Origin of the sequence: Achromobacter sp. SIMBA_011 (genome assembly GCF_046535435.1) — a bacterium.
GTDB classification, from domain to species: Bacteria; Pseudomonadota; Gammaproteobacteria; order Burkholderiales; family Burkholderiaceae_B; genus Achromobacter; species Achromobacter dolens.
Genome location: NZ_JAWRWN010000008.1, coordinates 237,860 through 263,879 on the forward strand (window position 1 = coordinate 237,860; position 26,020 = coordinate 263,879).

Consider the following 26,020-nt stretch of genomic DNA (forward strand, 5'->3'; position numbering starts at 1 on the left):
GACCCCGGGGACAAGAATAGGAGCCTCATCATGAAAATCGCATCTCTTTCCAAAATCTGTGTCGCTGTTGCCATGGCCGCGGCCATGGCGGGTTGCTCGTCGTGGGACAGCATGAGCCATCGCCAGAAAAGCACGGTGGGCGGTGCGGCGCTCGGCGGTGTGGCGGGTGCCGTCATCACCAACGGCGGCATTCTCGGGACGGTGGGTGGCGCCGCCATCGGTGGCGTCATCGGCGATCAGGTGGGCAAGCACTAAGCCGCGGACGAGGCAGTCGCCAGCGTCGGCTGGCGTGCCGCGCCCACACGCAAAAACGCCCGGCATCGCCGGGCGTTTTTTTGCGTGCGTTGCGCGCGCATCCGGCGCCGGCCAGCGGCGCGCGGAGAACGCGTCAGGACTCGCTTTGCGGCATCTCGATCTTGACCTCGAGCACTTCGAGGGTGTCCTGGCGTTCCAGGTGCACCTTGATGTCCTCGGGGTTGATTTTCACGTATTTCGAGATCACGGCGATCAGTTCCTGCTGCAACTGCGGCAGGTAGTCGGGCGAATCGCCACGGCCCCGCTCGTGGGCCAGGATGATCTGCAACCGTTCCTTGGCGACGGAAGCGGATGTTTTCTTTTGACCAAGCAGAAACGACAGGAAGGACATTGCTTACTTGCCTCCGAACAGGCGTTTCAGGAAACCCGGCTTTTCGTAGTCGGTAAAGCGCAGGGCCTTGTCTTCGCCCAGGTAGCGGGCCACGACGTCCTTGTAGGCCTCGGACACGTCGGTTTCTTTCAGGTGAATGGCGGGCAGGCCCTGGTTCGAGGCCTGCAGCACGGCTTCGGACTCGGGGATGACCCCGATCAGCTTGATGCGCAGGATGTCCTCGATGTCGCCCAGCGACAGCATTTCGCCGTCGACCACGCGCTTGGGGTTGTAGCGCGTGAGCAGCAGGAATTCCTTGACCGGCTCGCCGCCCTCGACGGCGCGCTTGGACTTGGCCGCCAGGATGCCCAGGATGCGGTCGGAGTCGCGCACCGACGAGACTTCGGGGTTGGTCACGACCAGCGCGTCGTCGGCGAAATAGGCCGCCATCAGCGCGCCCGTCTCGATGCCGGCGGGCGAATCGCAGACGATGTAGTCGAAGCCCATTTCCTTCAGGTCGTTGATGACCTTTTCCACGCCTTCCTGCGTCAGCGCGTCCTTGTCGCGCGTCTGCGAGGCGGGCAGGATGAACAGGTTTTCAAGCTGCTTGTCCTTGATCAGCGCCTGGTTCAGCGTGGCTTCGCCCTGGATCACATTGACGAAGTCATACACCACGCGACGCTCGCAGCCCATGATGAGGTCGAGGTTGCGCAGGCCGACGTCGAAGTCGATGACAGCGGTCTTGTGGCCCCGCATCGCGAGGCCCGCGGAAAAACTGGCGCTCGTCGTGGTTTTACCCACGCCGCCTTTGCCGGAAGTCACCACAACAATGCGTGTCATGACGATCAAACCCTTATGTTCGAATAAATCGCGTTATCGTAAAGCAAAAAGCCCGTGTAAGGCTTCTTACAGAATGTGTTGAACGGGCACGGCCCGTTCGAGACTGACAGAGTATTGCGTTGCAGGACCGTTTCGCGCTGGCGCGGTCTTGCGCCAGTCCGGCCGGCATGGATCCCGGGCAGGGCATCTCAGGCTTTCAGGGCCTCGATGCGCAGGGTGTCGCCATCCAGCCGTACCAGCGCCGGCTGGTTGTGCAGCGAGCGGTCGAGCTTGTCTTCGACCACGCGGTACACGCCGGCCACGGCCAGCAACTCGGCATCCAGGTGCGTGGTGAAGATGCGTGCCGACGTGTCGCCGCGCGCGCCGGCCATGGCCTTGCCGCGCAGCGGTCCGTACACATGCACGTTGCCATCGGCGATGACCTCGGCGCCCTGGCTGACCATGCCGATCACGACCAGGTCGGTGTGGCGCGCGTAGACGCGCTGGCCGGAACGCAGCGGCCGGGTGATGACCAGCGCCGACGACGATTGCGGCGCGGCCGGCGTCGGGCTCGGCGCCGACGTGGTGCTGGCGGCGGCGCGCTCGGGCAGCGGCTCGGCGGCGGGTTTGCCGGCAGTCTTGTCCGCGGATTGATCGGCCGTCTTTTCGGTTGCCTTTGCCGTTGCCTTATCGGCCGGCGCTTCGGCGGCGGGCGTGGGGGCGGGCGCGATCTCGACGGCGGCGGCCGGCACCGACGGCACCGGCGTGGCGACGTCGTTGGGCGGCGCGGTGTCGATCACCTGTGCCGGACGCGCGGCCGGGGTCGACAGCTCCACCGGCGTCAGGCCGGCGGCGCGGGCCGCGGCCAGGTTGGCGCCTTCGGCCACCACGCCGATAGGGGGCAGGTTGTGCCCGCGCAAGGCGGCGACCAGCGCGGCCCAGTCGATGGCGTCCTCGACGCGGCTGGCGTCGATCACCACGGGCTCATTCTCGAAGAAGCTGCCGGCGTCGGCCATGCGCTTGGCCAGCGCGGCGTTCAGGCGTTCGGGGTCGGCACTGTGCAGGACCACCCGGATCGCGTACAGGGTGGCGCTCTTGAAGTCCAGGGCTAGGGATTCAGTGTTCATCTTGGTTGGGGCTGGCGGCTCGGGGCGCCGGGAAGGGGCGCGCGCAACCGTCTGCGGAATGTCGGGCATGATAACCCGCCCAGGCCCCGTTCAATCGGTCGGCCAAGGGTAAAAACCCCCCAGGTTGCGGGTGGCTTCGGCGGCGGCGGCCACCACCAGCGCCGCATGCTCGCGTTGCAGCCGAGGCGTCGGCATGGTCAGCGTGACGGCGCCGGCCAGGGCGCCCGTTTCATTGAAGACCGGCGCCGAGATGCCGGACAACTCGGGCATGCGGTCGCCCTCCAGCACGACCACGCCGCTGTGGCGGATGGTTTCGTACGGCTCGCCGGCCGCGCCGGCGAAGGCCATCAGCACGCGTCCGCCCGCGCCCCGTTCCAGCGGCAGCAGGTCGCCGGCCTTGATGTGGTCGCGCACCGGCTGCGGCGAATCCACCCGATACAGGCACAGGCGATGGTCGCCCTGGCGCACGTGGAACGCGGCGCTTTCGCGGGTCACGCGGGTCAGGTCCCGCAGCACCGGCATTACCACCCCTTCCAGCGAGAACGACGCCGCATACACGGCGTGCAGCCGCGCGATCTCCGCGCCCAGTGCGTATTGGCCATCCGCCGTGCGCTGCACCAGGCGGCCATGTTCCAGCGAGGCCAGCAGGCGCAGCACGGTGCTCTTGTAGAGCTGGGTGCGTTCGGCCAGTTCCGCCAGCGACAGCGAGGCGTCGCCCGCGCGGAAGGCGGACAGCACCGACAGCGCGCGATCGACCGCGGCGGCGCCGCCGGGCGCGGCGTGCTGGTCGGCGAGGGAGGGCTGGCTGGCTTTTCTCGGCATGGCGAAACGGCCTTTCGGGCAGGCAGGGTTGACACCCGGAATCCGGATGGGGAATAATTTATAGAACGACGTTCTATCTTATAGAACGATAAGGAGAAAGTCAATGCCCCAGATTCTAGTCAGCGAGGTCGGCCCCCGGGATGGGTTGCAGAGCATCGCCGCCGTCATGTCCACGCCCGCCAAGCTGCGCTGGATCGGCGCGCTGGCGGCGGCCGGCCTGCGCGAAATCGAGGTCTGCTCGTTCGTGCCGCCCAAGCTGCTGCCGCAGATGGCCGATGCCGCCGAAGTGGTGGCGGGCGCGCGCGAACTGCCCGGCCTGCACGTCGCGGCGCTGGCCCCCAACCTGCGCGGCGCGCAGGCCGCCTTCGAGGCCGGCGCGGCCAAGGTCACGTTGCCGGTGTCGGTGAGCGAGGCCCACTCCCTGGCCAACGTGCGCAAGACACACGCGCAGATGCGTGACGAAGTCGCGGCGGTGGTGGCGCTGCGCGATGCCCGCTTTCCTGGCGTGACGCTGGAGGCGGGGCTGTCCACCGCCTTCGGCTGCACCCTGGCCGGCCGGGTGCCGGAAGCCGACACGCTGCGCATGGCGGTGGCCATGGCGCAGTTGGGCGTTGACGAGGTCGGGCTGTCGGACACCACCGGCTACGCCAATCCGGCGCAGGTGCGTCGCTTGTTCAAGGCGCTGCGCGCCGAGCTCGGCGCGCGCGCCGGCGGCGCCCATTTCCACAACACCCGCGGCCAGGGGCTGGCCAACGTGGTGGCGGCGCTGGAAGCCGGCGTCGACACCTTCGACGCCAGCCAGGGCGGCCTGGGCGGCTGCCCCTACGCGCCCGGCGCCACCGGCAACATCGTCACCGAGGACCTGGTGTTCCTGCTGGAGTCGATGGGGCTGGATACCGGCATCGACGTCGACGCGCTGATGGCGGCCCGCGCCGCGCTGCGCGACGGGCTGCCGGGCGAACCGTTGTACGGTCACGTGCCCGACGCGGGTCTGCCGAAAGGATTCACCTACGCGCGGGAGGCCGCATGAGCACGCATGACGCACATCCAGCCAGCGACGAACCGGCGCTGCCGCTGACAGGCGTGCGGGTGGTCGAATTCACCCACATGGTGATGGGTCCCACCTGCGGCATGATGCTGGCCGACCTGGGTGCCGAGGTCATCAAGATCGAGCCGGTGCAGGGCGACAACACGCGCCGCCTGAAAGGCTCGGGCGCGGGTTTCTTCACCATGTTCAACCGCAACAAGAAGAGCCTGCCAGTCAATCTGCAGGATCCGCGCGGCATCGAACTGGTGCTCAAGCTGATCGCCACCGCCGACATCGTCAGCGAGAACTTCAAGGCCGGCACCATGGCCCGGCTGGGGCTGGACTACGCCACGCTGTCGAAGCTGAACGAGCGCCTGATCTACGTCTCGCACAAGGGCTTCCTGCCCGGTCCCTACCAGCACCGCACCGCGCTCGACGAAGTGGTGCAGATGATGGGCGGCCTGGCCTACATGACCGGCCCCGAAGGACGCCCCCTGCGGGCGGGCGCGGCCGTCAACGACATCATGGGCGGCATGTTCGGCGCCATGGGCGCCATGGCCGCGCTGCTCGAGCGCCAGCGCACCGGCCGCGGCCAGGAAGTGCAGAGCGCGCTGTTCGAGAACAACGTGTTCCTGGTCGGCCACCACATGATGCAGTACGCCGTCACCGGCAAGCCGGCCGCGCCCATGCCCAGCCGCATCTCCGCGTGGGCGGTGTACGACGTCTTCACCGTCAAGGACGGCGAGCAGATCTTCCTGGCCGTGGTGTCCGATACCCAGTGGAAACTGTTCTGCGACGCCTTCGGCTTTGCCGACCTGGCCGCCGACGCGCGCCTGGCGGGCAACAACGACCGGGTCGAGGCCCGCGCCTGGCTCATGCCGATCCTGCGCGAACGCCTGGCGTCCGAGCCGGCCGCCGCCATCGCCGCCCGCTTCGAGGCGCACGGCCTGCCTTACGCGCCCATCGCCAAGCCGCAGGACCTGTTCGACGATCCGCACCTGGCCGCCACCGGCGGCCTGGCCGAGATCGCCCTGCCGCAAGACGGTGCGGGCAGCGGTGCGGGCAGCGGCGCGGCCAACGCGCATGCCAAGGTGCCGCTGCTGCCCATCACGCTGGGCGGCCGCCGCCCCGGCGTACGTATCGATCCCCCGGCATTGGGCGCGCATGGAGCCCAATTGCTGGAAACCCTGGGGCTGAGCGCGACGCAGATCGCGGCCCTGACCGAAGCGGGCGTCGTCGGGCCCGTGAACTGACCCGGCCGGCCCCGGCCGTTCCGCTACGCATTCCATCTGGAGACAACCTCATGCAAGTCCTTTCGCGCCTCATGCCGCGCCGCCTGGCCGCGGCCGCGATCGCCGTCGCCACCCTGGCCGGCGCCGCGCCCGCCATCGCCGCCTATCCTGAACGCCCCATCAACCTGGTCGTGCCGATGCCGCCGGGCGGCGGCACCGACGTCGTCAGCCGCCTGCTGGCCGAGCGCCTGGGCGTGGCCACCGGCTGGAACCTGGTGGTGCAGAACAAGCCCGGCGCCACCGGCAACATCGGCATGGACTACGTGGCCCGCGCCCAGCCCGACGGCTACACCGTCGGCATGGGCCAGGCCGCCAACCTCGCGATCAACCCTGCGCTGTACCCGAAGATGCCCTTCGACCCGAAGAAGGACTTCACCCTGGTCGGCCTGGTGGCGGCCCAGCCGGTGGTCCTGGTGGTGCGCGCCGACTCGCCCTACAAGACCCTGGCCGACCTTGTCGATGACGCCAGGAAAAAACCCGCCGCTTCACTGCGCCTGGCCTCCGCCGGCAACGGCACCATCGGCCACATGTCCGGCGTCATGCTCGCGCGCCGTGCCGGCGTCGAGTTCCTGCACGTCCCCTACAAGGGCGCCGGCCCCGCCGTCACCGACCTGGTCGGCGGCCAGACCGACCTCTACTTCATCACCCCGCAGACCGCCTTCCCCCTGCTCGCCGCCAACAAGCTGCGCGCCCTGGCCGTCACCTCCAACGCCCGCCTGGCCGCCTTGCCCGACGTCCCCACCGTGGCCGAATCCGGCTACCCCGGCTTCGAAGCTTCCGCCTGGACCGGCCTGGTCGGCCCCGCCGGCATGTCCGCCGACATGGTCAACCAGCTCAACGCCCGCATGCAGGCCGTCCTCAAGGAACCCGCCGTCATCAAGCGCCTGGAAGACGAAGGCAGCCAACCCCTGGGCGGCACCCCCGCCGACTTCGAGGCCTACATGAAAAGCGAAACCGCCAAGTGGGCCGACGTAGTAAAGGCCGCCAACATCAAACTGGACTGAAAGAGGGCGGGGGGCGTCCCTGCCCCCAAGCAACCACCACGCCCCCTCCACGCAGCGCCCATCGTCCCAACGCCAGACACCACGTATGCCAAAACCGGCCGCCCGCGCGGCCGATTTTGGCGGGCCCCGCAACCCTCTCCGGAACCCCAAGGTCCAGCAGCACTCCATGTCTCTGCACCGGTAGCGCCTCGCGCGGCGGGTCGGGGGCGGGCGCAACCTCGATGCGCCCGAGGGAATCTGAAGGGAAGGCCACAGGCCTGGACGAAGATGACGAAGGGGCAGTCCGGAGCGAACGCTCCGGACCGCAATCGTGGGCGCGCCCGCCCCCGACCCGCCGCGCGAGGCGCGGCCTACGAAGAACCCTCCCTGCTGGCCATGAAAAAAGGCGCCCGAAGGCGCCTTTTGCATCACTCGGCAGAGCAACCCACGTTCACCCCTGCGCCCAAGAATCCCGCAACGTCACCACCCGATTCAGCACAGGCTTCTCCACCGTCGACTCCTTCAAGTCAGCCGTGAAATACCCCAGCCGCTCGAACTGCCACGTCGCCCCCGGCGTCGCCACCGTGCCCGGCTCCAGCCACGCCGTCACCGTCTCCTTCGAATTCGGATTCAGGCAGGCCAGGAAATCCTTGTCGCCGCCGTCCGGCCGCGGATCCGCGAACAGGCGGTCGTACAGGTGGATCTGCGCCGGCACCGCATGCGCCGCGCTGACCCAGGTGATATTGCCCTTGACCTTGACGCTGTCCGCCCCCGGCGTGCCGCTGCGCGTCTCCGGCAGGTACTCGGCCTGCACCTCGACCACTTCGCCGGCCTCGTTCTTGGTGAAGCCCGTGCAGCGCACCACATAGCCATACTTCAGGCGCACGAGGTTGCCCGGGAACAGGCGGAAATACTTCTTCGGCGCTTCCTCGCGGAAGTCATCGCGCTCGATCCACAGTTCGCGCGACAGGGGGAACTCGCGCAGTCCGGCCTCCGGATCGTGCGGATTGCGCGGCGCCGTGCAGATCTCGGTCTGGCCTTCCGGGTAATTGGTGATGACCAGCTTGAGCGGATCCAGCACCGCCACCGAGCGCGGCGCGATCGGGTCCAGGTCGTCGCGCACGGCCTGCTCCAGCAGGCTGTAGTCGATGCGCGAATCCGACTTCGACACTGCCGTGCGGTCGCAGAACAGGCGGATCGAGGCCGGCGTGTAGCCGCGGCGGCGCAGGCCGAAAATGGTCGGCATGCGGGGATCGTCCCAGCCATCCACGTGGCCTTCGCGCACCAGTTGCAGCAGCTTGCGCTTGCTGGTGACCACGTAGCTCAGGTTCAGGCGGGAGAACTCATATTGGTGCGGCAGCGGCCGGGCCAGCTTGCCCAGTTCGGCCAGGCGTTCCAGGATCCAGTCATAGAACGGGCGCTGGTCCTCGAACTCCAGCGTGCAGACGCTATGGGTGATGCCTTCCAGCGCGTCCTCCACCGGATGCGCCCAACTGTACATCGGGTAGATGCACCACTGGTTGCCCGTGCGGTGGTGAGTGGCGTGGCGCACGCGGTACATGACCGGGTCGCGCAGGTTGATGTTGGGCGACGCCATGTTGATCTTGGCGCGCAGCACCAGGCTGCCGTCCGGATGCTTGCCGTCGCGCATCTCGCGTAGCAGCGTGATCGACTCGGCGGCCGGGCGGTTGCGCCAGGGCGAGTCGACGCCGGGTTCGGTCAGGGTGCCGCGGTTGGCCCGGATCTCGTCGGGGCTCTGTTCATCGACGTAGGCGTGGCCGGCCTCGACCAGCGCCTCGGCGAACTCATACATATAGCCGAAGTAGTCGCTGGCGAAATACAGGTTGTCGCGGCCGTCGGCCTTCCAGTCGAAGCCCAGCCAGTGCACGGCCTCGATGATGGCGTCGACGTACTCCTGGTCTTCCTTCTCGGGATTGGTGTCGTCAAAGCGCAGGTGACAGACGCCGCCGAAGTCGCGGGCGAGGCCGAAGTTCACGCAGATGCTCTTGGCGTGGCCGATGTGCAGATAGCCGTTCGGCTCCGGCGGAAAACGGGTGCGGATCTTCGCCGGATCGGGTTCGCCCTGCTGCTGCACGGAGGCCGGCCCAGGCTTGCCCGCCCAACGCTTGCCCTGGAAGCGGTTGGCTTGCAGGTCGTCTTCGACGATGTTGAGCAGGAAATTGGATGCGGCGGGGGTCGGCGTCGTGGCGGAGGTCATTCTTGAAAGAATAGGAAAAAGCAGCGACAAAGCGTCAATTTTGCCACGTTCCCGGGACAAGCCATTTTTGGCTCGCTGCAAGCGGTTTCAAACTGGCCCCCATTGTCGTGTAACTGGCTCTACACTACGGGCCATCATGGATATCTCCACCCTTTCCCTGGCCCGCGCGCAATTCGTGGCCAGCCTGAGCTTCCTGGCGCTGTTCCTGGCCGTGGCCCTGGCGCTTGCGTGGGTCCTGCTGTTTTTCAAGATACGCGCCCGCGTCTCGGGGCAGGGCGGCTGGACCGCCGCCTACCGCTTCTGGGTGCGCATTTTCGCCCTGTCCTTCGTGCTGACACTGGCCGCCTGCGTGCCCGTGCTGATCCAGCTCGGCAGCCTGTGGGCCGGCCTGATGGACAAGATCGGCAACGTCGCCGGTCCGCTGCTGGGCTACGGCATCCTGTCGGTCTTCATCCTCAAGTCGTGTTTCCTGGGCGTCATGCTGTTCGGCCAGCGCCGCGTGTCCGACGGCGCCCACACCCTGGCGGTGCTGATGGTGGCCGTGGGGCAACTGGTGGCGCTGTTCTGGGTGCTGGCGCTGCAATCGTGGATGCAGACGCCGGACGGCGCTGTGCTGGTCGATGGCCGCTACCAGGTCTACGACTGGGTGGCGGTGGTGCTGAACCCCTCGGTCGGCTGGCGCATGGCCGTGGTGGTGGTGGGCTCGGCCCTGGCGGCCGCCTTCCTGATGATGGGCGTGACCGCCCTGCAGGCCCTGCGCCGTCCGCTGGACGACGGCGAGCGCTGCACCTTCAAGACCGGCTTGGCGATCGCCGCGCTGGCTTCCGTGCTGCAATTGCCGGTGGCCTCGGGCGCCGGCCAGATGGTGGCGCAGTACCAGCCCGCCAAGGCCGCCGCCGCCGCCGGCTACTGGGAAAGCGGCGCCGAGCCGCGCCTGGTGCTGTTCGGCTGGCCGGACGCCCGCAACCATGTCAACGTGGCCGACTGGACCTGGAACAACGCTGGCGGCATGTGGTTGCACCGCAATGAAGACGGCACCTACCAGGGGCTGGACAAGTATTCCGGCATGCTGCCGCCGGTGGCGCTCACCTTCTGGTCGCTACGGGTGGCCGCGGGGCTGGGCCTGCTGATGCTGGCGGTGTCATGGGTCACGCTTCTGTTGACCTGGCGCCGCGGCATGGATGTCGCGGTGGTCCCGCAATGGTGGCAGCGCGTGCTGTGCGGCATGATGTTTTCCGGCGGTATCGCCGTCGTGGCCGCCTGGTGGGTGTCCATCATCGGCCTGCAGCCCTTCGCGGTCAACGGCACGATCACCCAGACCGAGGTGCTGGGCCCCATGTCTTCCAGCACCGTGCTGTACGGCCTTGTCGGGTACGGCCTTCTGTACGCGTTGCTGCTGGCCGCCTTCGCCGGCATGCTGTTCCATGCGGCGCGCTACGGCGTGGTGCCGGTGCGCAAATTGGGCGGGGGAACGCCATGATCGCCATGCTCGCCGCCTCGCAGGGGCTCAGTCCCGATGATCCTTCCTTCTGGATGCCGTTGGCGTTCATGGGCCTGCTGTTCGTGGTGGTCGCCGCCGGCGTGGTGCTGGATGGCTTCGACCTGGGCGTGGGCATCCTGCTGCAGCTCGCGCCCGAGCAGGAACGCGGCCGCATGATGAGCCTGCTGAGCCCCTGGCGCGACGCCAACGAATTCTGGCTGCTGTTGGGCATGGGGCTGTTCGCTTCCGCCTTTCCATTCGCCTGGGGCGCGGTGCTGGGCAAACTCTACGGACCGCTCACCTTCATGGTGCTGGGCGTGGTGCTGCGCAGCGTCTCCTTCGAATTCCGCATCCGCGCCCGCAACGAGGCCAAGCCGCGCTGGATCTTCGCCTTCTGGGCCGGTTCGCTGATGACCGCCTTTGGGCAGGGCATGCTGCTAGGGCGCATTGCCACTGGCTACCAATCCGACGCCGGCTATGGCTGGTTCGCGCTGTTCGTCGGCCTGTGCGCCGTGGCCGCCTATGTGCTGCTGGGCGCGTCGTGGCTGGTGATGCGGGTCGACGGCGAGCTGCAGCGCCGCGCGGCCAACTGGGCGCGGCACGCGATCCGCTGGACCGCGGTCGGCATGGTCGCCATCGCCGTCACGCTGGGCCTGGCCAACGCCGGCATCTTCTACAAATGGAGCAACATCGCCCACCTGAGCCTCGCGGCCACCGTATGGGTGCTGATGCTGGCGGGCTTCGTTGCCGCCGAAATGCTGCTGGCGCGCCTGCCGGGCCGCGCCGACCGCTTCAGTTGGCTGCCGTTCGTGCTGTGCGTGGCGCTGTTCCTGCTGATGTTGAGCGGCCTGGCCTACAGCCTGTTCCCCTATCTGATCCTGGACGACATGACGCTGTGGGACGGCGCTGGCGCGCTGGGCTCGATGCGCCTGGTGATGGCCGGCGCGGTGGTGGGGATCCCGGTGGTGCTGGTGTTCAACATCCTGGCCTATCGCTCGGTGTTCGGCAAGGAGCGCGCGCCCGTGCCGCTGTTGCCGCCGCCGTCGCCTTGATGCCGCCGGGGGTGAGGCGACGGCGGATGGCCATGCCATCCACTGTGGCGCGCCGCCGCCGTCGGCCGCCCCGGCTCCCGGGGATGCCGCGCCAAGCCCGGCCTTACAGCACCGGCCGCGCCACCCGCTGCAGGATTTCCTCGCCGTAGGCTTCCAGCTTGCGCGCGCCGACGCCGCTGATGTGGCTGAGCGCGTCCATCGAGTCGGGCTGGGCCAGCGCAATTTCGCGCAGCGTGGCGTCGTGGAAGATGACGTAGGCCGGCACGCCGTGGCTCTTGGCCACTTCGCCGCGCCAGGCGCGCAGCGCCTCGAACACCGGTTGCAGTTCGGCGGGCAGGTCGATCGCGGCGGCCTTGGCGCGGCTGCCGCCGGTCTTGCCGGAGCGGGCTTTCTTTTCGGATTCGCGCCGCAGCATCAGTTGGCGCTCGCCCTTGAGCACGGCGCGGCTGCCTTCGGTCAGGGCCAGCGTGCCGTAGCCTTCGTTGTCGACGGTCAGCAGGCCCTGCGCCAGCAACTGGCGCAGCACGCCGCGCCAGGCGGTATCGCTGAGGTCTTCGCCCACGCCGAACACGCTGAGCGTTTCGTGGCCGTGCTGCTTGGTGCGGTCGGTGACCTTGCCGCGCAGGATGTCAATGATGTGGCCGGCGCCGTAGCGCTGGCCGCGTTCCTTCCACAGCCGGTACACGGCGGACAGCACCTTCTGCGCCGCCACCGTGCCGTCCCAGGCCTGCGGCGGGTCGAGGCAGACGTCGCAGTTGCCGCAGGCCGTGATGTGCTGGCCGAAGTACGCCAGCAGCCGCACGCGGCGGCATTCCACGGTTTCGCACAGGCCCAGCATGGCGTCCAGTTGCTGGCCAAGGCGGCGGCGGTAGGCGTCGTCGCCGGGGGATTCGTCGATCATGCGGCGCTGCTGCACCACGTCCTGCAGGCCGTAGGCCAGCCAGGCGGTGGCGGGCAGGCCGTCGCGGCCGGCGCGGCCGGTTTCCTGGTAGTAGCCCTCGACCGACTTGGGCAGGTCGATGTGCGCCACGAAGCGCACGTCGGGCTTGTCGATGCCCATGCCGAAGGCGATGGTGGCGACCATGACCACGCCGTCCTCGCGCAGAAAGCGCGCCTGGTTGGCGGCGCGCACCTGGGGGCTGAGCCCGGCGTGATAGGGCATGGCGTCGATGCCCTGGTTGCAGAGGAATTCGGCGGTTTCCTCGACGCGTGCCCGCGACAGCGCGTAGACCACGCCGGACTCGCCCTCGTGCTCGGTGCGGATCATGTCCAGCAACTGCTTGCGCACTTCGTTCTTCTCGACGATGCGGTAGCGGATGTTGGGGCGGTCGAAGCTGGAGACGAAGTGGTGCGCGTCGGTCAGCGACAGGCGCTGGGCGATCTCGTTACGGGTCTCGGCGGTGGCGGTGGCGGTGAGCGCGATGCGCGGCACGTCGGGCCAGCGCTCGTGCAGCATCGACAGGCCCAGGTACTCCGGCCGGAAATCGTGGCCCCATTGCGAAACGCAGTGGGCCTCGTCGATGGCGAACAGGGCGATGTTGCCGCGTTCCAGCAGTTGCAGGCAGCGGTCGGTCAGCAGGCGTTCGGGCGCCACGTACAGCAGGTCCAGCTCGCCGGCCAGGAAGGCCTGTTCGACGTCGCGGGCCACGCGCCATTCCTGGGTCGAATTCAGGAACGCGGCGCGCACGCCCAGCTCGGTCAGCGCGTCGACCTGGTCCTGCATCAGCGCGATCAGGGGCGAGACGACGATGCCGGTGCCTTCGCGCACCAGGGACGGGATCTGGTAGCAGAGCGACTTGCCGCCGCCGGTGGGCATCAGGACCAGCGCGTCGCCGCCGTCGATGACCTGCTGGACGATGGCTTGCTGGTCGCCGCGGAAGGATTCGTAACCGAAAACGCGCTGCAGGACTCCGAGGGCGCGCGTGTCAGACATGGGGGTAGGCCGTGAGCATCATGGCGGGGATTTTAAGCCGCAAATCCGGCGACCCGGGCGCGCGGGGGCATTTTCGTCCACCGGCCCGGCCGCGTCACCAGCTCAGCCAGGTGCCGCGCATGAAGGTGTCCACCGGCATGCTGAGGTTGGCGCGCCACTCGTAATTGCCCGAAATGATGTCGCGGTCGGCGCCCACCGCCAGCTTGACCTTGGGCGCCACGAACATGCTGTGGCTCAGGCCGACCCGCTGCTCGGCCAGCGCCGAACCTTCGTGCAGGCCCGAATAGGTGCCGCTGAGCGTGCCCCAGCCGGTGATCGGCACCCCGGCGGTCAGGGTGTTGCGGGTCTGCGGGGCCGCGGCCACGCCGCCGGAATAGGTCGACAGGTCGCCGAAGCCGGCGCCGATCTGCTCGTTGGTGTAGCCCAGGTTGACCGCGTCGGCCACGTCCACGCTGTAGCCGAAGCGGTAGCGCCAGGCGCTGGCGGCATCGAACGAACTCTGGGTGGCGCCGGCCTGGAAGGTGCCGTAGTCGCCGGCGGCGTAGGTGGTGCCCATGCCGCGGGTGGTCAGCGACGGCGCGCTCTGCATCTGGCCTTCAAGCGTCAGCACCGGCGTCAGCCCGTAGCGCACGGTGCTGTTGCCGACCGAGGCGCCATAGTCGACCGCCCCGGAAGTGGCCGACGGATCCATGCGGTTGAGCCGGCCGAGTGAGGACGAATAACCGAAGCTGCCCTCGGCCAGCGGCGCCGTGGTGCTTGGCAGGTTGGAGATCTGCAGGCCGCCGACCGGCGCGCTGCTGCCCCAGGCGGGCGCATTGGCGTTGATGTTGCCCACCGAAAACGACGGGCCGGTGGTGTTGCGGTAGACCCAGTTGCGGTCGCCGCCGTAGCGCAGGCCGTCCTGGCCGCTGACCGAGGCGAACCAGGGGCGGCTCGGCCGCGATACGCCGGAGATCACGACCACGGGCACCCGAGGTATGTCCCCGCTTTCCAGGTCGAAGGAGTAATCCGGCGCATCGGCGGGCGCCGCGGCCGTCTGGGTCGCTTCGCACCCGAGCGGGCCAGCCGCAGCATCCCCCGACAGGCTGGGTCCCGTCCCCGGAATTGTTTCGTCCTCGCCGCCGCCCGCCACGCTGGTGTCCATGGCCGGCTCGGCGCCATGGAGGTCGCAGGGTGTCGGGTCCAGCGGCACCGCCCGCGACGCCATCGAGGGCGCGGGCCGCACCGGCACCGGCTGCACCGGCGACAGGGCGCCGATGCCGCGCGCCACATAGGCCGGGGCCGGCGGGGGAGACGAGGGGGCGGCGGGCGCGCCGGACGCGGGGATCAACGGGCTGGCCAGGCCAGCCGTCAACGCCGTGTGCAGCAGCCGCCTGCGCCAGGATGCAGGGGCGACCATAACCAACAGTGTAGAAAGGGGACGTTGCCCCAGCTGTAAACGATTTTTAGTAAACCGGACCAGCGTATGCGGGGCAATGTCCAGTATTTTAGGGCCAGTCCCGGCTGGCGGCGATGTCGGCGGCAACGGGACGGCATCGCCGGCAAACATCGTGCAACAGGTATATTTCAGATGATTTCCCGGCTCTTGCCGCCAGAGGCGGACGGCTCCACTATGGCATCCATGGACAATCACCACACCAAGCTGCTGGTCGTCGACGACGATCCGGCCCTGCGGCAACTGCTGGCCGACTACCTGAACCGCCACGGCTACGACACGCTGCTCGCGCCCGACGCCAGCGACCTGCCGTCGCGCATCACCCGCTACGCCCCGGACCTCCTGGTGCTGGACCGCATGCTGCCCGGCGGCGACGGCGCCGACGCCTGTCGTCGCCTGCGCGAACAGGGCGAAGACATCCCCGTCATCCTGCTGACCGCCCGCGACGAGGCCGTCGATCGCATCATCGGCCTGGAGGCCGGCGCCGACGACTACGTCGGCAAGCCTTTCGATCCGCGCGAACTGCTGGCCCGCATCGAGGCAGTGCTGCGGCGCAAGCGCGGCCCTTCCGCGTTGACCAAGGACGCCCCGGTTGCGTTTGGTCCCTTCCTGTTCGACCCTTCCACCCGCCAGTTGTCGCGCGACGGCACCGTGGTCAAGCTCACCGGCGGCGAAATCAACCTGCTCGAAGCCCTGGTGCGCAACGCCGGCAAGCCGCTGTCGCGCGAACGCCTGCTGGCGCTGGCGCGCGACGACGACGCCGGCGAGCGCAACGATCGCGCCATCGACATCGCCATCCTGCGCCTGCGCCGCGTCATCGAGGACGACCCCAAGCAACCCCGCTGGATCCAGACCGTCTGGGGCATCGGCTACCGGTTCTCGCCCTGATGCGCTTCTCCGCCGGCTTTCTGGTGCCCCGTTCGCTGCGGGCGCGGCTGATCCTGCTGATTCTCGGATCGGTGTTGCTGACACAGGCGGCGACGCTGGTGACGGTCTCGTACTTCCGCCACAAGTTCATGGAAGACGTGGCCATCGGCTACATCACCACCACCATCCGCACCTTGCGCGCCGCCGTGTCGCAAGTGCCCGCCGAAGATCGCGCCGACTTCGTGCGCGCCGCCTCGCAGAACCAGTGGCGCCTGTGGTCGCGGGTGCTGCCCGCCGAGGCCAAGCTGCAACGCTTCAATGGCCGCCGGCCGCCGCCGCGCAATGCGCAGCATCCGCCGCCTCCGCCGCCGCCACCACCGAGCGCCCAGATCCAGGGGCCGCCGTTGCCGCCCGAGATGCGCGGCGACGAGCGTGAAGTCGAACGCGAAGAACGCCACGCCGAACGCGAGCGTGAACGCGAAGAGCACATCCGCCGCTACAAGCCCGAACCCGACGACATCCGCCGCGACCTGCGCGGGCTGGTGCAGCAGCTCAACGAGCGCCTGAACGATGGCACCCGGGTGGCGCTGTCGCGCGGCCCCACGCCGGAGATCTTCATCTCGCTGGCGCCCAACCCGGCCAGCGAGGATGCGCCGCGCCTGCGGGAGTGGCTGGTGATCCCGCTGGACCGTCTGGACCCGCCCGTGGCCACGCCTTTCATCGCCGCCTGGCTGGGCGGCCTGGGCCTGTTGCTGTTGCTGGCGGTGGGGTTTTCCTGGCACATCACCCGCCCCATCACCCGTCTGGCCGACGCCGCCGACCGCCTGGCCGCGGGCCAGCCGCAGCGGGTGGAGCCTTCCGGTCCGCACGAGACCCGGGTGCTGGGCGAACGCTTCAACGCCATGCTGGACGCGCTGTCCGAATCCGATTCCGTGCGCCGCACGCTGCTGTCGGGCCTGCCGCACGACCTCAAGGGACCGCTCTCGCGCATGTGGCTGCGCATCGAGCTGGCCGACGATTCGGCCCTCAAGGAAGGCCTGCGCACCGACCTGCAGGACATGCAGCATATGGTCGACCAGTTCATCGGCTTCGTGCGCGGCACCGATCCGGCTGCCTACCGCTATGCGTCAATGGCGCTGCCCGACTGGCTGACCGAGCGCGTCAATGCCTGGCGCGGCGCCGGCACCGACGTTACGCTCAAGACCGCGGGCGGCGACGACGCGCTGGTCGTGCACGGGGACGCAGTGGCGCTGGGGCGCCTGCTCGACAACCTGATCGGCAATGCCCTGAACCATGGCGCGCCGCCCGTCGACATCGGCCTGCGGCGCGAGGACCGCTACGCGGTGCTGGATGTCTCCGACCATGGCCCTGGCATCGTGCCGGAGCGGCGCCTGGAGGCGCTGCGACCCTTCAGCCGGTTGGACGACGCCCGTACCCGCACCGGCAGCGTCGGCCTGGGGCTGGCGCTGGCCGAGGCCATCGCGCGCGCGCACGGCGGTTCGCTGGAACTATTGCAGGCCGAGTCGGGCGGGCTGTGCGTGCGGGTCAAGCTGCCGGTCGTGGACGGCGCCTGATTCCGCCCCGGGGGCGTTTTGGGCGCGGACCCCGCCCCGGGCCCAGCGGTTACGGTACGATGCAGCATCCCGCTCAGTATCCAGTCGTTCCCGCACCATGGCCATCCAGTCCGATTCGCTTTCCTCCCGCCCCGACGCGCCTCGCATCGTCGCGCCCCAACCGGCGTCGCCCAACGAGGAGTCGATCGAACGCGCCCTGCGGCCCAAGGCGCTGGAAGAATACGTCGGCCAGCGGCGCGCGCGCGAACAGCTCGAGATCTTCATCGCCGCCGCCCGCAAGCGCGGCGAGGCGCTGGACCACGTGCTGCTGTTCGGCCCGCCGGGCCTGGGCAAGACCACGCTGGCCCACATCATCGCGCATGAAATGGGCGTGCAACTGCGCCAGACCTCCGGCCCCGTGCTCGAGCGCCCGGGCGACCTGGCCGCGCTGCTGACCAACCTGGAAAAGAACGACGTCCTGTTCATCGACGAGATCCACCGGCTGTCGCCCGTGGTCGAGGAAATCCTCTACCCCGCGCTGGAGGATTTCCAGATCGACATCCTGATCGGCGAGGGCCCGGCCGCGCGCAGCGTCAAGCTCGACCTGCAGCCATTCACGCTGGTCGGCGCCACCACCCGCGCCGGCATGCTGACCAATCCGCTGCGCGACCGCTTCGGCATCGTTTCGCGGCTGGAGTTCTACAACGCCGACGACCTCGGCCGCATCGTCACGCGCAGCGCGGGCCTGCTCAACGCCACCATTACTGCCGACGGCGCCGCCGAAGTGGCGCGCCGCGCCCGTGGCACGCCGCGTATCGCCAACCGCCTGCTGCGGCGGGTGCGCGACTACGCCGAGGTCAAGGCCGGCGGCACCATCGACGCCGACGTCGCCGGCCGCGCCCTGGCCATGCTGGAAGTCGATCCGCAGGGCCTGGACCTGATGGACCGCAAGCTGCTCGAAGCCATCATCCACAAGTTCGATGGCGGCCCGGTGGGCGTGGACAGCCTGGCCGCGGCCATCGGCGAAGAACGCGACACCATCGAGGACGTGATCGAGCCCTATCTGATCCAGCACGGCTACCTGCAACGCACGCCGCGCGGCCGCACCGCCACCCTGACCACCTGGCGCCACCTGGGCCTGACGCCTCCCGCCGGCGCGGCCAGCAGCAGCGGCGACCTGTTCGGCAAATAAAATCCGACTTTCTTCGCGTACAAAGGACTGTTTACATGCTGCCCGAACTGCCCTCATTCGACGACGTCGCGCGCGCCAGCGAGCGCCTGGCCGGCAATGCGCACCGCACGCCGGTGCTGACCTCGACCACGGCCGACGCCATCGCCGGCGCCTCGCTGTTCTTCAAGTGCGAGAACTACCAGCGCATGGGCGCGTTCAAGTTCCGCGGCGGCTTCAACGCCATCGCCCGCCTGACGCCCGAGCAGCGCGCCGCCGGCGTGGTCACGTTCTCGTCGGGCAACCACGCCCAGGCGATCGCCCTTGCCTCCAGGCTGCAGGGCGTCAAGGCCACCATCATCATGCCGCTGGACGCCCCGGCGGCCAAGCGCGCCGCCACCGAAGGCTACGGCGGCCAGATCGTCACCTACGACCGCTACACCGAGGACCGCGAAGAGATCGCGCGCCGCATCCAGGCCGAGACCGGCGCCACGCTGATCCCGCCATACGACCACGAGGACGTGATCGCGGGGCAGGGCACCGCGGCCAAGGAACTGTTCGAGGACGTGGGCGAGCTGGACTACCTGTTCGTGTGCCTGGGCGGCGGCGGCCTGCTGTCGGGGTCGGCGCTGTCGGCATTCGCGCTCAGCCCGCGCTGCCTGGTCTACGGGGTCGAGCCGGAAGCCGGCAACGACGGCCAGCAGTCGCTGCGCAAGGGCGAGATCGTCCGTATCCAGGCGCCCAAGACGCTGGCCGACGGCGCCGCCACCACCCATCTCGGCAACCTGACCTTCCCCCTCATCCAGAAGTACGTGCGCGACATCGTCACGGTGACGGATGACCAACTGGTTTCGACCATGAAGTTCTTCGCCGAACGCATGAAGATGGTGGTGGAACCCACCGGCTGCCTGGCGGCCGCGGCCGTGCTCCAGGGCGTGGTGCCGGTGCGGGGCGCGCGCGTTGGCGTCATCATCAGCGGCGGCAACGTCGATCTTCCGGCCTACGGCAAGTTGCTGGCGGGCTGACCCGGAGGCGAGGCGCCGGCGGGATATCGTCCGGCGCTTTGGCCGCCTGCTTGCGGAGGCGGCGCACGCAGGGCAGAATCGGGCCTGAATCCTGAAGAACAGGGGCTGCTCCATGCGTATCCTTGTCATCGGCGGCACTGGCTTCATCGGCCGTCATCTCATCGCCCGGCTGGCGGGCGGGCAGCACCAGATCCTGGTGCCCACCCGCCGTTATGGCCAGGGGCGAGAACTCCAGATGTTGCCCACCGTCACCCTGCTCGCCAGCGACGTGCATGACGACGACGCGCTCGACCGCCTGGTGAGCGGTTGTGACGCGGTCGTCAACCTGGTGGGCATCCTGCATGGCAATTCGGGCCGGCCCTATGGCTCCGATTTCGCGCGGGCCCATGTGCACCTGCCGCAGCGCATCGCGCGCGCCTGCCGCCGCCAGGGGGCGCACCGCCTGCTGCACGTCAGCGCGCTGGGCGCCGACTCCAACGGCGCCAGCATGTACCAGCGTTCAAAGGGCGACGGCGAGGCCGCCATCAAGCAGGAGCTGGCCGACTGGCGCGAGGGCGGCTGGACGATCTTCCGCCCGTCGGTGGTGTTCGGGGCCGACGACAGCTTCACCAACATGTTCGCGCGCCTGGCACGTTGGCTGCCCGTGCTGCCCCTGGCCGGCGCACACGTGCGCATGCAGCCGGTGTTCGTGGGCGACGTGGTGACGGCGATGCTGGCGACGCTGGGCAACACCCACACCTGGGGCAAGACCTATGAACTGGGCGGCCCGCAGGTCTACACGCTGGGCGAGATCGCGCGCCTGTGCGCCGGTTGGGGCGGCAACCCGCGCCCGGTGGTCAGCTTGCCGATGGGGCTTGGGCGGATGCAGGCCATGCTGTTCGAGTGCCTGCCGGGCCAGCCCCTGATGTCGCGCGACAACCTGGATTCCCTGCGCCACGACAATATCTGCGGCGCGCCGATGGCGCCCGAATTGAACGTGGTGCCGACGGGACTGGAAGCGGTGGCGCCCGGCTACCTGGCGCAGGCGCGTTAGCCGGCGCCGCGTCACGCGGGCTTCGCCCGGGCGCTTGTGGCCCGGAACCGAGCCGCGGGCCTGTTCAGCGCACCAGCGCCTTCAAGGCCTGCTTGATGCCGTCCGACACGCCCACGCCTTCGGGCAGCGTCTTCAGGGCCGACAACGATTCCTTCTCGGAGTACCCCAGCGCCAGCAAGGCGTTCAGGATGTCGGACTGGTTATCCTGCACCGGATGCGCGGTGGCGCCGATGTCCGCGCCCAGCTTGCCGCGCATTTCCAGCAGCAGGCGTTCGGCGGTCTTCTTGCCGATGCCGGGCACGCGGGTCAGGCGGCCCGATTCCTGCAACGTGATGGCCTGGGCCAGGTCGGCCACCGACAGGCCGGAAAGCACCGACAGCGCGGTGCGCGCGCCGATGCCGCTGACCTTGATCAGTTCACGGAAGGCGCTGCGTTCGCCCGCGGTGGCGAAGCCGTAGAGGATGTGGGCGTCTTCGCGCACCGTCAGGTGCGTGTACAGCGTGACGCGCGCGCCGGTTTCCGGCAGCGAGTACAGCGTGCTCATGGGCACGTCGATGTCGTAGCCCAGACCGTTCACGTCCACGCAGACGGTGGGCGGCAGTTTCTCGATCAGGGTTCCGGTGATGCGTCCGATCATGGTGGCAATGGCCTGGCAAAAGAGGGGGGCCGCGTCAGTCGCGGCGGATGCGGGGATTCTATACGGGTCCGCGCGAAGCGGGGGCGCGGGGCTCAGCCGAGCAGGCGGCCGTTGCGCAGGCGGGTCTTGCCGCTCAAGCTCAGGCGCGTGCCCAATTCCGTCAGCCGGTCCTGCAAGGGGCCGACGTGGGCGTGGCAGATGGCGCAGGCCAGCGCGTCGGCCGAGTCGGGGGCGGGGGTGCCGTCCAGCGCCAGCAGGTGCTGCACCATCATCTGCACCTGTTCCTTGGCCGCGCGGCCGGTGCCGACCACGGCCTTCTTGATCTGCAGCGCGGTGTACTCGTGCACCGCCAGCGAACTGTCGGCCAGCGCGCACAGCGCCGCGCCGCGGGCCTGGCCCAGCAGCAGGGTCGAGGCGGGATTGGTGTTCAGGAAGACGATTTCCAGCGCGGCCACGTCGGGCTGCGTGTCGCGCGCCACCTGGCGCAGGTTGTCCAGGATGACCTTGAGGCGTTCGGACAGCGTCAGCGCCGGCGGCACCACGATGGTGCCGCTGGCGACATAACGCAGGCGCGGGCCGTCGGCATCGATCACACCGAAGCCGGTGCGGCGCAGGCCGGGATCGATGCCGAGGACGCGCATCAGTGGCGGAAGTGGCGGGTGCCGGTCAGCACCATGGCGATGCCATGCTCGTCGGCCGCGGCGATGACTTCGTCGTCGCGCACGCTGCCGCCGGGCTGGATCACGCAGGTCGCGCCCGCGGCCACCACCACGTCCAGGCCGTCGCGGAACGGGAAGAAGGCGTCCGACGCCACCGCCGAGCCCTTCAGCGTCAGGCCGGCGTTCTCGGCCTTGATCGAGGCGATGCGGGCCGAGTCGATGCGGCTCATCTGGCCGGCGCCGACGCCCAGCGTCATGCCGCCGCCGACGAACACGATGGCGTTGGACTTGACGTACTTGGCGACCTTCCAGGCGAACGCCAGATCGTTCATTTCCTGCTCGGTGGGCTGGCGCTTGGTCACGACCTTCAGGGCGTCGCGCGGCACGTTGTAGGCGTCCGGACTTTGCACCAGCCAGCCGCCGCCGACGCGCTTGACGTCGAAGGCGTTCTGGCCCGTGCCCATCGGCACTTCCAGTACGCGCACGTTCTTCTTGGCGGCCAGGATGGCCAGCGCGGCGCCGTCATAGGCCGGGGCCAGCAGCACTTCCAGGAACTGGGCGCTGACGGCTTCGGCGGTGGCGGCGTCGACCGGGCGGTTGAAGGCGATGATGCCGCCGAAGGCCGAGGTCGGGTCGGTCTTGAAGGCCTGCTGGTACGCGCCCAGCGTGTCGGCCGCGACCGCCACGCCGCAGGGGTTGGCGTGCTTGACGATGACGCAGGCGGGCGCCTCGAAGCTGCGCGCGCATTCCCAGGCGGCATCGGCATCGGCGATGTTGTTGTACGACAGTTCCTTGCCCTGCAGTTGGCGGTAGTTGCCCAGCAGGCCGGCCGGACGCTGCGCGTCGACGTAGAACGCGGCGGTCTGGTGCGGGTTCTCGCCGTAGCGCAGGGCCTGTTCCTGTTTGACCTGCAGGGTCAGGGTGCCGGGCCATTCCTGGCGCGCCGGCACGGCGTCCTGCGCCGGTTCGGCGTCGGTCAGGCTGGTCAGGTAGGCGGCGATGGCGCCGTCGTAGGCCGCGGTGTGGGCGTAGACCTTGGCGGCCAGCGCCAGGCGCAGGCCGTACGAGGTGCCGCCGCCCTGGTCCATTTCGGACAGCACGCGCGAGTAGTCGACCGGGTCGATCACCACCGTCACGCCGCCGGCCTCGGTGCCGTGGTTCTTGGCGGCGGCGCGCAGCATGGCCGGGCCGCCGATGTCGATGTTCTCGACCGCGTCGGCGAAGGTGCAGTCGGGCTTGGCCACCGTTTCGCGGAACGGATACAGGTTGACCACCAGCATGTCGATGCGATCGATGCCGGCCGCCTTGATGGTGTCCATGTGCTCGGCGCTGTCGCGGCGGGCCAGCAGGCCGCCGTGGATCTTCGGGTGCAGCGTCTTGACGCGGCCGTCCAGGATCTCGGGCGAGCCGGTGTGGGCGGCCACTTCGGTGACGGTCAGGCCGGACTCGGCCAGCAGCTTGGCGGTGCCGCCGGTCGACAGCAGGCGCACGCCGCGCGCGGCCAGGGCGCGGGCAAATTCAACGATGCCGGTCTTGTCGGACACCGAAAGCAGGGCGGTTTCGATTTTCATGGTGAGGGACGGGAGTGGGGCGCGGGCGCCTGTCTCGCTTCAGGTCGGGATGGGAAATCTGTCATGCGGGGCGCGCCAGCCGGCCCGCCCGCGCGGCGATGCGCTATACCTGGATGTTATGGGCCAGCAGTTTCTTGCGCAGGGTGTTGCGCGTGATGCCCAGCATTTCGGATGCCCGCGACTGGTTGCCGCCGGACCGTTCCAACGCCACTTCGAGGACCGGGCGCTCCACGCAGCGCATCACCATGTCCCACATGTCGTGGGGCTCGGATTCGCCCAAGTCTTCGAAATAGCGCTCCAGGCTGGCGCGCACGCATTCTTCCAGGACATCTTTCTTGCTCATCGGAGTACAGATATTTTTATGTTGGTGGTGAGGCGGTTATGCCGCCAGCAGGGCTTTCGCGACAGGCGCCGGGTTGGGGTTGCCGTCACGGGAAAGATTGAGGAACCATTCCGACACCGCCCGCCACTGGTCGCGGGTGTTGTCGATGAGGTTCATGCGGTCGCGGAACGAGTCCGCGCCCGGCAGGCCGTCCAGATACCACCCTATGTGCTTGCGCGCCGTGCGTACGCCGGTGTGTTCGCCATAGAAGCGGTAGTGGTCGTCGAGATGTTCGAGCAGCAGTTCGCGCATTTCCCCATAGCTGGGTGGGGCCAGTGTTTCGCCCGTGCGCAGGTAATGGTCGACCTCGCGGAAGATCCAGGGACGCCCTTGGGCCGCCCGGCCGATCATGACCGCGTCGGCGCCAGTGTAATCCAGGACGCGCCTGGCCTTTTCGGGCGAGTCGATGTCGCCATTGGCGATCAGCGGGATTTTCAGCTCGGCGCGGACGGCGCGGATAGTGTCATATTCCGCCTCGCCCGTATAGAGGTCGGCGCGGGTGCGTCCATGCAGTGTCAGGGCGGCGATGCCGGCGTCCTGGGCCAGTCTGGCCACGCGCAGGGCGTTGCGGCTGTCGCGGTCCCAGCCGGTGCGGGTCTTGAGGGTGACCGGCACCCCCAGCGGCGCGCAGGCCTCGACCACGGCGTCCAGGATGCGGGCGATCAGGTCTTCGTGGCGCAGCAGGGCCGAGCCCGAGGCCACGTTGCAGACCTTTTTCACCGGGCAACCCATGTTGATGTCGATGATGCGCGCGCCCTTGTTGGCGTTGAATACGGCGGCCTCGGCCATCATGGCGGGGTCGGCGCCGGCGATCTGCACCGAAATGGGGGCGATCTCGCCGTCGTGGTTCAGGCGCCGCGAGGTCTTGACGCTGTCCCACAGCTTGGGGTTGCTGGCGGCCATCTCCGATACGGCGTAGCCGGCCCCCAATTTCTTGCAGAGCTGTCGGAAAGGACGATCCGTCACGCCCGCCATGGGCGCGACCAGAACGTTGTTGGGGAGAGTCCACGGGCCGATGCGCATGGTCACATTTTAACCGGCTCGATCGAACCCTCTTTTTTCGTCCGCAACAGCTTGGTAACAGGCCGACGAAAAAAGGGGAGGATCAGGCCCGGAAACCCTGCAGCAGATGGCGCGCCAACGGCGCCCGCAGCGGCGCGGCCAGATCCAGGCCCAGCAAGGCCAGGCCACAGGCGTGTTCGACCGGCGCCAGGCCGGTGGCGAAGATGCGCGGCATCAGGTCGGTGACGCCGGCGGTGATGAGCCGGTCGACCTGGCGCGCGCGGGCGAAGTCTTGCAACGCCTGGGTGGGACTGGCGTTCGGCTGGGCCAGCCAGCCGCCCAGGGACTGGGCCAGCCGGGCGGCGTCGCGCAGTCCCAGGTTGAGTCCCTGGCCGGCCACCGGGTGCAGCGTCTGCGCCGCATTGCCGATCACGGCCACGCGGCCCTGCACCAGGCCGCGGCGCGCGCTCAGCGCCAGCGGGAAGACATGACGCGGCGCCTGGCACGTCAGGCGGCCCAGGCGGTCGCCAAAGGCCGCCGTCAGCGCGTGCGAGAAGGCGGTGTTGTCCAGCGCCGCCAGTTCGGCAGCGCGCCCGGGCGCGCTGCACCAGACCACCGAATAGGCGTCCGCCGTCTGCGGATGCGGCAGCAGCGCCAGCGGCCCTTCGGCGGTGAAGCGTTCCCAGGCCCAGCCACGGCGCGGCAGGCTGGCGTGGGTGGTGGTCAGCAGGGCGTGCTGACCGTAGTCGCGGCGCACGTCGCTGCCTCCGGCCCCGTCGGATTGCACGGCGATGCGGCAGCTAAGGGCGGTGTCGCCCTGGCTGATGCGCACGCCGTCGGCGTCCTGGCCGTCGACCACGGCTGGCGGACCGGACAGCAGCGTGACGCCGCTGGCGGCCACGCATTCCTCCAGCCTGGCGTGCAGCGCCGAGTAGGCGACCACGCAGCCGAGCTGTGGCACGTTGAAATCGGTGTTGCGGATCACGCTGCGGCCAAGCCGGCCGCGCTGGGAAACGTGGATATTGAGGATGTCCGCCGCCTTGGCGGGCCAGGCGTGCAGCGATTCGAGCAGCACCCGGCTGCCGTGGTTCATCGCCAGCACGCGCGGATCGGCCGCGGGAATGGCGGCGGCTGGCGTCGCGGCGGCCGGGCTGGCGCCTTGCAGCAGGGCGATGCGGGAGGGGTCCGGCGCCACGCGCGCCAGCATCAACGCCAGGACACGCCCCACGGGGCCGGCGCCGAGAATCGCAATGTCGAAGGCGGAGATAGTCATGTCGCGATTTTACCTGTCCACTACAATCCGGGTCTGC

At 69.0% G+C, this 26,020-nt stretch carries 24 protein-coding genes; 11 read left to right on the plus strand and 13 right to left on the minus strand.

Annotated elements, in window-relative coordinates; genetic code table 11:
• The first annotated feature begins 30 nt into the window (after positions 1–30).
• Positions 31–255, plus strand: a complete 225-nt coding sequence (locus SB816_RS24070; RefSeq protein ID WP_006388976.1) for a glycine zipper 2TM domain-containing protein — start codon at positions 31–33, stop codon at positions 253–255.
• A gap of 133 nt (positions 256–388) precedes the next feature.
• On the opposite strand, the gene minE is transcribed toward SB816_RS24070, so the two are convergent.
• The 4 genes from minE to SB816_RS24090 form a co-directional block, all read right to left on the minus strand.
• Positions 389–646 carry a cell division topological specificity factor MinE gene (minE, locus tag SB816_RS24075; RefSeq protein ID WP_006393143.1) on the minus strand — a complete coding sequence of 86 codons (258 nt, stop codon included), beginning with the start codon at positions 644–646 and terminating at the stop codon, positions 389–391.
• A gap of 3 nt (positions 647–649) precedes the next feature.
• Positions 650–1,465, minus strand: a complete 816-nt coding sequence (gene minD, locus SB816_RS24080) for a septum site-determining protein MinD (protein WP_410547645.1) — start codon at positions 1,463–1,465, stop codon at positions 650–652.
• 188 nt (positions 1,466–1,653) lie between these two features.
• On the minus strand, positions 1,654–2,571 hold the full coding sequence (minC, locus tag SB816_RS24085; protein ID WP_054501786.1) for a septum site-determining protein MinC: 918 nt from the start codon (positions 2,569–2,571) through the stop codon (positions 1,654–1,656).
• 90 nt (positions 2,572–2,661) lie between these two features.
• The gene (locus SB816_RS24090; RefSeq protein WP_410547646.1) at positions 2,662–3,393 is read right to left on the minus strand and encodes an IclR family transcriptional regulator; all 732 of its coding nucleotides are present in this window, start codon (positions 3,391–3,393) and stop codon (positions 2,662–2,664) included.
• Positions 3,394–3,496: 103 nt separating this feature from the next.
• On the opposite strand from SB816_RS24090, the gene SB816_RS24095 reads away from it, so the two are divergent.
• From SB816_RS24095 to SB816_RS24105, 3 genes are read left to right on the plus strand one after another with little or no spacing between them, the layout of a single operon-like run.
• Positions 3,497–4,423, plus strand: a complete 927-nt coding sequence (locus SB816_RS24095; protein ID WP_410547647.1) for a hydroxymethylglutaryl-CoA lyase — start codon at positions 3,497–3,499, stop codon at positions 4,421–4,423.
• Complete coding sequence (locus SB816_RS24100) at positions 4,420–5,673, plus strand: CaiB/BaiF CoA transferase family protein (protein WP_410547648.1); 1,254 nt, start codon at positions 4,420–4,422, stop codon at positions 5,671–5,673. The genes SB816_RS24095 and SB816_RS24100 overlap by 4 nt, the downstream gene beginning before the upstream one ends.
• Before the next feature lie 50 nt (positions 5,674–5,723).
• Complete coding sequence (locus SB816_RS24105) at positions 5,724–6,716, plus strand: Bug family tripartite tricarboxylate transporter substrate binding protein (protein WP_080977322.1); 993 nt, start codon at positions 5,724–5,726, stop codon at positions 6,714–6,716.
• 430 nt (positions 6,717–7,146) lie between these two features.
• Here the strand turns inward: SB816_RS24105 and SB816_RS24110 are convergent, their stop codons facing one another.
• Complete coding sequence (locus SB816_RS24110; protein ID WP_064523363.1) at positions 7,147–8,913, minus strand: glutamine--tRNA ligase/YqeY domain fusion protein; 1,767 nt, start codon at positions 8,911–8,913, stop codon at positions 7,147–7,149.
• A gap of 136 nt (positions 8,914–9,049) precedes the next feature.
• On the opposite strand from SB816_RS24110, the gene SB816_RS24115 reads away from it, so the two are divergent.
• Together SB816_RS24115 and SB816_RS24120 are read left to right on the plus strand one after the other, a co-directional pair.
• Positions 9,050–10,393: a cytochrome ubiquinol oxidase subunit I gene (locus SB816_RS24115; protein WP_175188547.1), complete on the plus strand. Its 1,344-nt coding sequence runs from the start codon at positions 9,050–9,052 to the stop codon at positions 10,391–10,393.
• Complete coding sequence (locus SB816_RS24120) at positions 10,390–11,445, plus strand: cytochrome d ubiquinol oxidase subunit II (RefSeq protein WP_054501782.1); 1,056 nt, start codon at positions 10,390–10,392, stop codon at positions 11,443–11,445. Before SB816_RS24115 ends, SB816_RS24120 begins: the two co-directional genes overlap by 4 nt.
• A 103-nt stretch (positions 11,446–11,548) precedes the next feature.
• On the opposite strand, the gene recQ is transcribed toward SB816_RS24120, so the two are convergent.
• Positions 11,549–13,378, minus strand: coding sequence for a DNA helicase RecQ (recQ, locus tag SB816_RS24125; RefSeq protein ID WP_054501781.1), 1,830 nt, complete (start codon positions 13,376–13,378; stop codon positions 11,549–11,551).
• A 94-nt stretch (positions 13,379–13,472) separates the two neighbouring features.
• Positions 13,473–14,777, minus strand: a complete 1,305-nt coding sequence (locus SB816_RS24130) for a fimbrial protein (RefSeq protein WP_410547649.1) — start codon at positions 14,775–14,777, stop codon at positions 13,473–13,475.
• A gap of 222 nt (positions 14,778–14,999) precedes the next feature.
• On the opposite strand from SB816_RS24130, the gene SB816_RS24135 reads away from it, so the two are divergent.
• The 5 genes from SB816_RS24135 (at position 15,000) to SB816_RS24155 (ending at position 20,459) form a co-directional block, all read left to right on the plus strand.
• Entirely contained in the window at positions 15,000–15,701 is a 702-nt protein-coding gene (locus tag SB816_RS24135; RefSeq protein WP_006388986.1) for a response regulator, read from the plus strand.
• Complete coding sequence (locus SB816_RS24140) at positions 15,701–17,254, plus strand: sensor histidine kinase (RefSeq protein ID WP_054501780.1); 1,554 nt, start codon at positions 15,701–15,703, stop codon at positions 17,252–17,254. Before SB816_RS24135 ends, SB816_RS24140 begins: the two co-directional genes overlap by 1 nt.
• A 97-nt stretch (positions 17,255–17,351) precedes the next feature.
• Positions 17,352–18,425 (plus strand): Holliday junction branch migration DNA helicase RuvB, encoded by a 1,074-nt coding sequence (ruvB, locus tag SB816_RS24145; RefSeq protein ID WP_054501779.1) that lies wholly within the window; start codon positions 17,352–17,354, stop codon positions 18,423–18,425.
• A gap of 35 nt (positions 18,426–18,460) precedes the next feature.
• Complete coding sequence (locus tag SB816_RS24150) at positions 18,461–19,426, plus strand: threo-3-hydroxy-L-aspartate ammonia-lyase (RefSeq protein WP_054501778.1); 966 nt, start codon at positions 18,461–18,463, stop codon at positions 19,424–19,426.
• A gap of 112 nt (positions 19,427–19,538) precedes the next feature.
• Positions 19,539–20,459 carry a complex I NDUFA9 subunit family protein gene (locus SB816_RS24155; RefSeq protein WP_054501777.1) on the plus strand — a complete coding sequence of 307 codons (921 nt, stop codon included), beginning with the start codon at positions 19,539–19,541 and terminating at the stop codon, positions 20,457–20,459.
• 64 nt (positions 20,460–20,523) lie between these two features.
• Here the strand turns inward: SB816_RS24155 and ruvA are convergent, their stop codons facing one another.
• The 6 genes from ruvA to SB816_RS24185 all read right to left on the minus strand — a co-directional run bounded on the left by ruvA (position 20,524) and on the right by SB816_RS24185 (position 25,983).
• Positions 20,524–21,096, minus strand: a complete 573-nt coding sequence (gene ruvA / locus SB816_RS24160) for a Holliday junction branch migration protein RuvA (protein ID WP_006393160.1) — start codon at positions 21,094–21,096, stop codon at positions 20,524–20,526.
• A 92-nt stretch (positions 21,097–21,188) separates the two neighbouring features.
• A complete protein-coding gene (gene ruvC / locus SB816_RS24165) occupies positions 21,189–21,737 on the minus strand; it encodes a crossover junction endodeoxyribonuclease RuvC (protein WP_049071645.1) in 549 nt (182 codons plus the stop codon).
• Positions 21,737–23,326 (minus strand): bifunctional phosphoribosylaminoimidazolecarboxamide formyltransferase/IMP cyclohydrolase, encoded by a 1,590-nt coding sequence (gene purH / locus SB816_RS24170; protein WP_049071647.1) that lies wholly within the window; start codon positions 23,324–23,326, stop codon positions 21,737–21,739. Before purH ends, ruvC begins: the two co-directional genes overlap by 1 nt.
• A 103-nt stretch (positions 23,327–23,429) precedes the next feature.
• On the minus strand, positions 23,430–23,669 hold the full coding sequence (locus SB816_RS24175; RefSeq protein ID WP_006217670.1) for a helix-turn-helix domain-containing protein: 240 nt from the start codon (positions 23,667–23,669) through the stop codon (positions 23,430–23,432).
• A 36-nt stretch (positions 23,670–23,705) separates the two neighbouring features.
• Positions 23,706–24,731: a tRNA dihydrouridine synthase DusB gene (gene dusB / locus SB816_RS24180; protein WP_054501776.1), complete on the minus strand. Its 1,026-nt coding sequence runs from the start codon at positions 24,729–24,731 to the stop codon at positions 23,706–23,708.
• An 82-nt stretch (positions 24,732–24,813) separates the two neighbouring features.
• Positions 24,814–25,983 (minus strand): UbiH/UbiF/VisC/COQ6 family ubiquinone biosynthesis hydroxylase, encoded by a 1,170-nt coding sequence (locus tag SB816_RS24185; RefSeq protein ID WP_064523842.1) that lies wholly within the window; start codon positions 25,981–25,983, stop codon positions 24,814–24,816.
• Positions 25,984–26,020 lie beyond the last annotated feature (37 nt).